Origin of the sequence: Streptomyces sp. NPDC047028, from assembly GCF_040644095.1 — a bacterium.
Classification (GTDB): domain Bacteria; phylum Actinomycetota; class Actinomycetes; order Streptomycetales; family Streptomycetaceae; genus Streptomyces.
This window is the reverse complement of record NZ_JBEYVS010000008.1, coordinates 138769-146007: the sequence shown is the minus strand read 5'-3', so window position 1 is coordinate 146007 and position 7239 is coordinate 138769. Positions and strand designations below refer to the sequence as shown.

Genomic DNA, 7239 nt, shown 5'->3' with positions numbered 1-7239 from the left:
GGGCCGGGGGTCAGCTGGAGACGCCGACGACCAGCCAGATGAACAGCGCGCCCGCCACCGTGCACAGCAGGGTGGAGCGGGCGGGGTGTTCGTGGTGGGCCTCGGGGAGGATCTCGGCGGCGGCGAGGTAGAGCAGGACGCCGCCGAAGAGGCCGAGATAGGCGCCGAGCACGGCTTCCGGAATGTGGATGAAGGCGGTCGACAGGGCGCCCACGACAGGTGCGCAGGCGTCGGCCACCAGCATCGCTATCGCCCGGCGGCGCGCGTTGCCGTACAGGCTCGTGATGGTGAAGGTGTTGAAGCCGTCGGCGAAGTCGTGCGCGATCACGGCGAGCGCCACGGCGGTGCCCATGCTGCCGCCGACCTGGAAGGCCGCGCCGATCGCCACGCCGTCCATGGCGCTGTGGCCGACCATCGCGCCGGCCGCCGCCAGGCCCACCTCGGGTGCCCGGTGGCCGTGGTGCTCGTCGCCGCCGTGGGCCGCCTGGCGGGCGGCGAGGGTGCGCTCCACCAGATGGGCCAGCAGGAACCCGGCCACGAACAGCAGCAGCGCGGCGGGTACGCCGAAGATCTCGCGGCCGGCCGCGCGCAGCGCCTCCGGCAGCAGGTCCAGGCCGACCACGCCCAGCATCAGGCCGCCCGCGAGGCCCAGGACCAGGTGGCGACGGTCGGTCACGCGCTGTGCCGTCCAGCCGCCGGCCAGCGTCATCAGGAACGCGCCGAGCGCGACGAAGACCGCCATAGGGACTTGCTATCCGATGAAGGTGCCTTCGCGCACATCCGGTGCCGTCGCCGGGGTCCCAGACCATGACACAACCCCCCGAATCGCTTTCCCGTACGAGAGGACCCCTTCCCATGGCCGATGCCCCCACCGGCAAGGTGACGTTCGTCGGTGCCGGCCCCGGCGCCGCCGATCTGCTGACGTTCCGTGCCGCGCGCGCCATCGCGGAGGCCGACGTGGTGATCTGGGCGGCGAGCCTGGTCCAGGCCGAGGTTCTCGAACATGCGAGCGAGGGTGCGGAGGTGCTGGACTCGGCGGCGATGTCGCTGGAGGACGTCGTCGCCGTGTACCGGCGGGCCCACGCCGAGGGTCTGCGGGTGGCCAGGATCCACTCCGGTGACCCGGCGCTGTGGGGCGGTACGCAGGAGCAGCTGGACCGGTGCGCGGAGATCGGCATCGCGACCGAGGTGGTGCCCGGCGTGTCCTCGTTCTCGGCGGTGGCAGCGCTGGCCCGGCGGGAGCTGACCATCCCCGAGGTGGCGCAGTCGGTCGTGCTGACCCGGCTGGGCGGCGGCAAGACACCGATGCCGCCCGGCGAGGAGGTCCGCGAGTTCGCCCGGCACGGCACCACGATGGCGGTGTTCCTGTCGGCGGCCCGCAGCGGCCAGCTGGTGCGCGAGCTGCTGGAGGGCGGCTATCCGGTGGACACGCCGGTGGTCGTCGCCTACCAGGCGACCTGGCCGGAGGAGCTGGTCGCGCGCTGCACGATCGGCACGCTGGAGGAGACGGTCAAGGAGCACAAGCTGTGGAAGCACACGCTGTTCCTGGTCGGCCCGGCGCTGGCCGCCCACGGCACCCGCTCGCACCTGTACCACCCGGGTCACTTCCACGGCTACCGCAAGGCCGATCCGGAGGCGCGGCGCGCGCTGCGTGAGCGGGGTGCGAGCAGTTGATCACCGTCGTCGGCACGGGGACGGGCGGCTCGCCGCTCTCCCCCGGCGTGTGCGCCGGTGCCGCGCTGGTCGTCGGCGGGCGCCGGCACCTGGACGCCGTCGCGCTGCCCGAGGGCGCGGAGCGGATGGTGCTGGGGCCGCTGGCGCCCGCGCTGGACGCCATGGAGGCGTACGTCGGCAAGGATCTGCCGGTGGTCGTGCTCGCCTCGGGTGATCCCGGGTTCTTCGGGATCGTGCGGGCGCTGGCGGAACGGTTCGGCGCCGGACGGCTGGACGTGCGGCCGGGGGTGTCCTCGGTGGCGACCGCGTTCGCCCGGGTCGGGCTGCCGTGGGACGACGCGGTCGTGGTCAGCGCCCACGGCCGCGACCCGCGCACAGCGGTCAACATGTGCCGCGCACACCCGAAGGTGGCCGTCCTGACGGGCCCGGGCGCCGGCCCCGCCGAACTGGGCGCGGCGCTTTCCGAACCGCCGTTTGACAGCAGCCGCGTCCTCGTCGTGGCGACCGCTCTCGGTGATCCGGAGCGGGAGCGTGTGGAGCGGGTGACGCCGGGTGAGGCGGCCGGGCGGGACTGGGGGGCCGCGGTGAGTGTGGTGCTGTGTCTGGACGAGGCGCGGGCGCTCGGCCCGGTGCGTACCGTCGCCGGGGTACACGCGCCGCCCGCGCGGTGGGCCCTGGAGGAGGACGCGTTCGCGCACCGGGACTCGATGATCACCAAGTTCGAGGTGCGGGCGCTGGCGCTGGCCCGGCTCGGGCCGCGCCCCGGCGACCTGGTGTGGGACGTCGGTGCGGGCTCGGGTTCGGTGGCCGTGGAGTGCGCGCGGCTCGGTGCGGCCGTCGTCGCCGTGGAGAAGACCGCCGACGGAGTCGAGCGGATCCGCGCCAACGCCCGCGCCCACGGCGTGGACGTGCGCACGGTGCACGGGGCGGCGCCGGACGTGCTGTCCGGTCTGGCCGACGACCCCGACGCCGTGTTCATCGGCGGCGGCGGCCGTGAGCTGCCCGGCATCGTCGCCGCGTGCGCCCCCCGCGCCCGGCGCGCGGTGGTGGTCGCCATGGCCGCGCTCGACCGGGTGCCGGCGGCGCGCGAGGCGCTGACGAGTGCGGGGCTGGCCTGCGACGGGGCGCTGCTCCAGTCGTCCCGGCTCGCGCCGCTGCCGGGCGAGGTGTCCCGGCTGGCGGCGACCAATCCCGTTTTCCTGCTGTGGGGCGAGAGAACCCCGGTGTCCGACGAAGGAGTTGCGCAGTGATCGGCCTCATTTCAACCACCGCGGCGGGGGCGGTGGCCCGCGACCGGCTCGCCGCCGCCTGGCCGGACCGCACGCGGGTGTACGACGGTCCGGTCGGGGAGGCCGTGCGGTCGGCGTTCGCGGAGTGCGAGCAGCTGGTGTGCTTCCTGGCGACGGGCGCGGTGGTACGGCTGCTCGCGCCGCTCCTCGGCGACAAGGCGGCCGACCCGGGCGTGGTGTGCGTCGACGAGGCGGGTCGGTTCGCCGTGTCCCTGGCCGGCGGGCATGGCGGCGGCGCCAACGAACTCGCCCGCGAGGTGGGCGCGTTGCTCGGTGCCGAGCCGGTGGTGACGACGGCGACGGACGCCGTCGGGCTGCCGGGCCTGGACACGCTCGGGCTGCCCTTCGAGGGGGCGGTGGCGGCGGTCTCGCGGGCCCTGCTGGACGGCGAACCCGTGGCGCTGGCCGCCGAGGTGCCGTGGCCGCTGCCCCCGCTGCCGACCGCGCCGCAGGGGTCGTACACGATCCGGGTCACCGACCGGGCCGTCGAACCGGGCGAGCACGAGGTGCTGTTGCGGCCGCCGTCGCTGGTGGTCGGCGTCGGCGCGTCCAAGGGCGCTCCGGTGGAGGAGATCCTCGGGCTGGTGGAGGACGTGGTGCGCGAGGCGGGGCTGTCGCCGCGATCGGTGGCCGAACTCGCCACCGTGGACGCGAAGTCCGGGGAGCCGGGCCTGGTGGCCGCCGCCGAGCGGCTGGGGGTGCCGCTGGTGACGTACACCGCCGGTGAGCTGGCGGCCGTCGAGGTGCCGAACCCGTCGGACGCACCGCTCGCTGCCGTCGGCACCCCGTCGGTGGCGGAGGCCGCGGCGCTGGTGTCCGGCGGTGAACTCCTCGTGCCCAAGCGGAAGTCCGAGCGCGCCGACGGGCAGCCGGCGATGGCGACCTGTGCGGTCGTACGGCGTCCGGGGCGCGGCCGGCTCGCGGTGGTCGGGCTCGGGCCGGGCGCCCGGGACCTGCTCACCCCGCGCGCGCGGGCGGAACTGCGGCGGGCCTCGGTGCTGGTTGGGCTCGACCAGTACGTGGACCAGATCCGTGACCTGCTGCGGCCGGGCACCCGAGTGCTGGAGTCGGGGCTCGGCGCGGAGGAGGAGCGGGCCCGCACCGCCGTCGCCGAGGCGCGCGCGGGGCACGCGGTCGCGCTGATCGGCAGCGGGGACGCCGGCGTCTACGCCATGGCCTCCCCTGCGCTCGCGGAGGCGTCCGACGACATCGACGTGGTGGGGGTGCCCGGGGTGACGGCGGCGCTGGCGGCCGGGGCGATCCTGGGCGCGCCGCTGGGCCACGACCACGTGTCGATCAGCCTGTCCGACCTGCACACGCCGTGGGAGGTCATCGAGCGGCGGGTACGGGCGGCGGCCGAGGCGGACATCGTCGTGACGTTCTACAACCCGCGTTCCCGGGGCCGCGACTGGCAGCTGCCGAAGGCGCTGGCGATCCTCGCGGGGCACCGGGAACCGGCGACGCCCGTCGGGGTCGTCCGCAACGCCTCCCGGCCGGACGAGTCCAGTCGGCTGACCTCGCTCGGCGAACTGGACCCGGCGACGGTCGACATGATGACGGTCGTGACCGTGGGCAACACGGCGACCCGGAACATCGCGGGGCGCATGGTGACCCCGCGCGGCTACCGCTGGCAGGAGGAGCCCCAGTGAACCGTGTGGTCCACCCGATCGAGCAGGAGTCCTTCCGGCGGTTGCGGGCGCGGCTGGACACCTCGCACTTCCCGCCGCTGACGCGGGCGGTGGTGGAGCGGGTCATCCACTCCGCCGCCGACCTGGACTACGCGACCGACCTGGTGACCGACGAGGACGCCCTGGTGAAGGCGCACGCGGCGCTGCACGCGGGGGCGCCCGTCGTCGTGGACGTGGAGATGGTCGCGGCCGGCATCACCCGGCGCGAGACCGTGTGCCGGCTGAGGGACGCCACGTCCGGACCGGGGCTGACGCGGTCCGCGCACGCCGTGCGGCTCGCCTACGAGCAGGTCGGGCCCGGCGCCCTGTGGGTGATCGGCTGTGCGCCGACCGCGCTGGAGGAGCTGCTCACCCTGGACGCCGCCCCGGCGCTCGTCATCGGCCTGTCCGTCGGCTTCGTCGGCGCGGCCGAGTCCAAGGCCGCGTTGCGGGAGAGCGGGCTGCCCGCCGTGAGCAACGTGTCCGAGAAGGGCGGCTCGGCCGTGGCCGCCGCCGCCCTCAACGCCCTGCTGTACCACCCCGTTTCACCCGTTTCACCAGTTTCGACCGACTCGACCGAGGAGACCCTGTGACCACCCCGACGCCGCCCGCCCTGCTCATCGCCGGTCACGGCACCCGGGACGACGCCGGAGCCGAGGCGTTCCGCGACTTCGTGCGCGAGCTGGGCCGCCGCAATCCCGAACTCCCCGTCGCGGGCGGGTTCATCGAGCTGTCCCCGCCGCCGCTGGGCGACGCCGTCGCCGAGCTGGTCGAGCGGGGCGTACGGCGGTTCGCGGCCGTGCCGCTGATGCTGGTGTCCGCCGGGCACGCCAAGGGTGACATTCCGGCCGCGCTGGCCCGGGAGAAGGAGCGGCACCCGGGCATCTCCTACACGTACGGCCGTCCGCTGGGCCCGCACCCGGCGCTGCTGAGCGTGCTGGAGCGGCGCCTGGAGGAGGCGCTGGCCGGCAGCGACGGCGACCGGGCCGGGGTGACCGTGCTGCTGGTGGGGCGCGGCTCGACCGACCCGGACGCGAACGCCGAGGTGCACAAGGCGGCGCGGCTGCTGTGGGAGGGGCGCGGGTACGCCGGGGTGGAGACGGCGTTCGTGTCGCTGGCGGCGCCGGACGTGCCGAGCGGCCTCGACCGGTGCGCGCGCCTTGGCGCCCGGCGGATCGTGGTTCTGCCGTACTTCCTGTTCACCGGGATCCTCCCCGACCGGGTGCGGCACCAGACCCAGGAGTGGGCGGCGGCGCACCCGGAGGTCGAGGTGCGGTCGGCGGACGTCATCGGGCCGGAGCCGGAGCTGCTGGACCTGGTGATGGAGCGCTACGCGGAGGCGGTGGAGGGCGACCTCCGGATGAACTGCGACTCGTGCGTGTACCGGATCGCGCTACCGGGCTTCGAGGACAAGGTGGGGCTGCCGCAGCAGCCGCACTTCCACCCCGACGACGACGGCCACGGGCACGGGCACCACCATCACGGCGGGCACAGCCACAGCCATGCGCACTGACGCCGGTGCCGGCGGGCACGACCTGCGGCACCACGGGGACGCCGAGGTGCGTGACGACGGGGCGGCGCTGGTCGACCTCGCCGTGAACGTCCGCGCGGACACGCCGCCGGCCTGGCTGCGGGAGGAGATCGCCGGTTCGCTGACGTCCCTCGCGGCCTATCCCGACGGGCGTGCCGCACGGGCGGCCGTCGCCGCGCGGCACGGGGTGCCGGTGGAACGGGTGCTGCTGACGGCGGGCGCGGCGGAGGCGTTCGTGCTGCTGGCGCGGGCGCTGAAGGTGCGGCGCCCGGTGGTCGTGCACCCGCAGTTCACCGAGCCGGAGGCGGCCCTGCGGGACGCGGGGCATGCCGTGGACCGGGTGCTGCTGCGCGCGGAGGACGGCTTCCGGCTGCGTGCGGGGTCGGTGCCCGAGGACGCCGACCTGGTGGTGATCGGGAACCCGACCAATCCGACGTCGGTGCTGCATCCGGCGGAGTCGATCACCGAACTGGCCCGGCCGGGGCGGACGCTGGTGGTCGACGAGGCGTTCATTGACGCCGTGCCGGGTGAGCGGGAGGCGCTGGCCGGGCGGACGGACGTGCCCGGTCTCGTGGTGCTGCGCAGCCTCACCAAGACGTGGGGGCTGGCGGGCCTGCGGATCGGGTACGTGCTGGGCCCGCAGGACGTGATCGCCGAGCTGGAGCGCGCCCAGCCGCTGTGGCCGGTGTCGACACCGGCGCTGGCCGCCGCCGAGGCGTGCGTGGCGCCCCGGGCGCTCGCGGAGGCGGGGCACGCGGCGCACCGGATCGCGGCGGACCGGGCGCATCTGGTGGCCGGGCTGCGGGAGTTCACCGGCCGCGGGGTGCGGGTCGTGGAGGCCGCCGAGGGTCCCTTCGTGCTGGTGCGGATTCCGGGGGCGGCGGGGGTACGGCACCGGTTGCGCGAGGCCGGCTACGCCGTGCGCCGGGGGGACACGTTTCCCGGGCTCGGAGAGGACTGGGTGCGGGTGGCCGTGCGGGACCGGGGGACGGTGGGCGGGTTCCTGCGGGCGCTGTCGGCCGTGCTGCCGTAGTCCCGTTCGCACCCGCCCACCGGCCGGGTCAGCCCAAGTGCCTGC

The 7239-nt window shown here is 75.5% G+C and carries 7 protein-coding genes; 6 read left to right on the top strand and 1 reads right to left on the bottom strand.

Translation table 11 applies throughout. The annotated features are described in order from the left end of the window. Window positions 1-10: 10 nt before the first annotated feature. A complete protein-coding gene (locus tag ABZ854_RS10270) occupies window positions 11-742 on the bottom strand; it encodes a ZIP family metal transporter (RefSeq protein WP_361207198.1) in 732 nt (243 codons plus the stop codon). Window positions 743-855: 113 nt separating this feature from the next. Between ABZ854_RS10270 and cobM the strand changes: the two genes are divergently transcribed. From cobM to cobC, 6 genes are read left to right on the top strand one after another with little or no spacing between them, the layout of a single operon-like run. Next, window positions 856-1674 (top strand): precorrin-4 C(11)-methyltransferase, encoded by an 819-nt coding sequence (gene cobM, locus ABZ854_RS10265; protein WP_361207195.1) that lies wholly within the window; start codon window positions 856-858, stop codon window positions 1672-1674. Further along, window positions 1671-2924, top strand: coding sequence for a precorrin-6y C5,15-methyltransferase (decarboxylating) subunit CbiE (gene cbiE / locus ABZ854_RS10260; protein ID WP_361207192.1), 1254 nt, complete (start codon window positions 1671-1673; stop codon window positions 2922-2924). Before cobM ends, cbiE begins: the two co-directional genes overlap by 4 nt. Then, complete coding sequence (cobJ, locus tag ABZ854_RS10255; protein ID WP_361207189.1) at window positions 2921-4612, top strand: precorrin-3B C(17)-methyltransferase; 1692 nt, start codon at window positions 2921-2923, stop codon at window positions 4610-4612. The genes cbiE and cobJ overlap by 4 nt, the downstream gene beginning before the upstream one ends. Beyond that, window positions 4609-5223, top strand: coding sequence for a precorrin-8X methylmutase (locus ABZ854_RS10250; protein WP_361207186.1), 615 nt, complete (start codon window positions 4609-4611; stop codon window positions 5221-5223). Before cobJ ends, ABZ854_RS10250 begins: the two co-directional genes overlap by 4 nt. Continuing rightward, window positions 5220-6143 (top strand): sirohydrochlorin chelatase, encoded by a 924-nt coding sequence (locus ABZ854_RS10245; protein WP_361207183.1) that lies wholly within the window; start codon window positions 5220-5222, stop codon window positions 6141-6143. The genes ABZ854_RS10250 and ABZ854_RS10245 overlap by 4 nt, the downstream gene beginning before the upstream one ends. Continuing rightward, complete coding sequence (gene cobC, locus ABZ854_RS10240; protein ID WP_361207180.1) at window positions 6133-7194, top strand: Rv2231c family pyridoxal phosphate-dependent protein CobC; 1062 nt, start codon at window positions 6133-6135, stop codon at window positions 7192-7194. The genes ABZ854_RS10245 and cobC overlap by 11 nt, the downstream gene beginning before the upstream one ends. The last annotated feature ends 45 nt before the right edge of the window (window positions 7195-7239 follow it).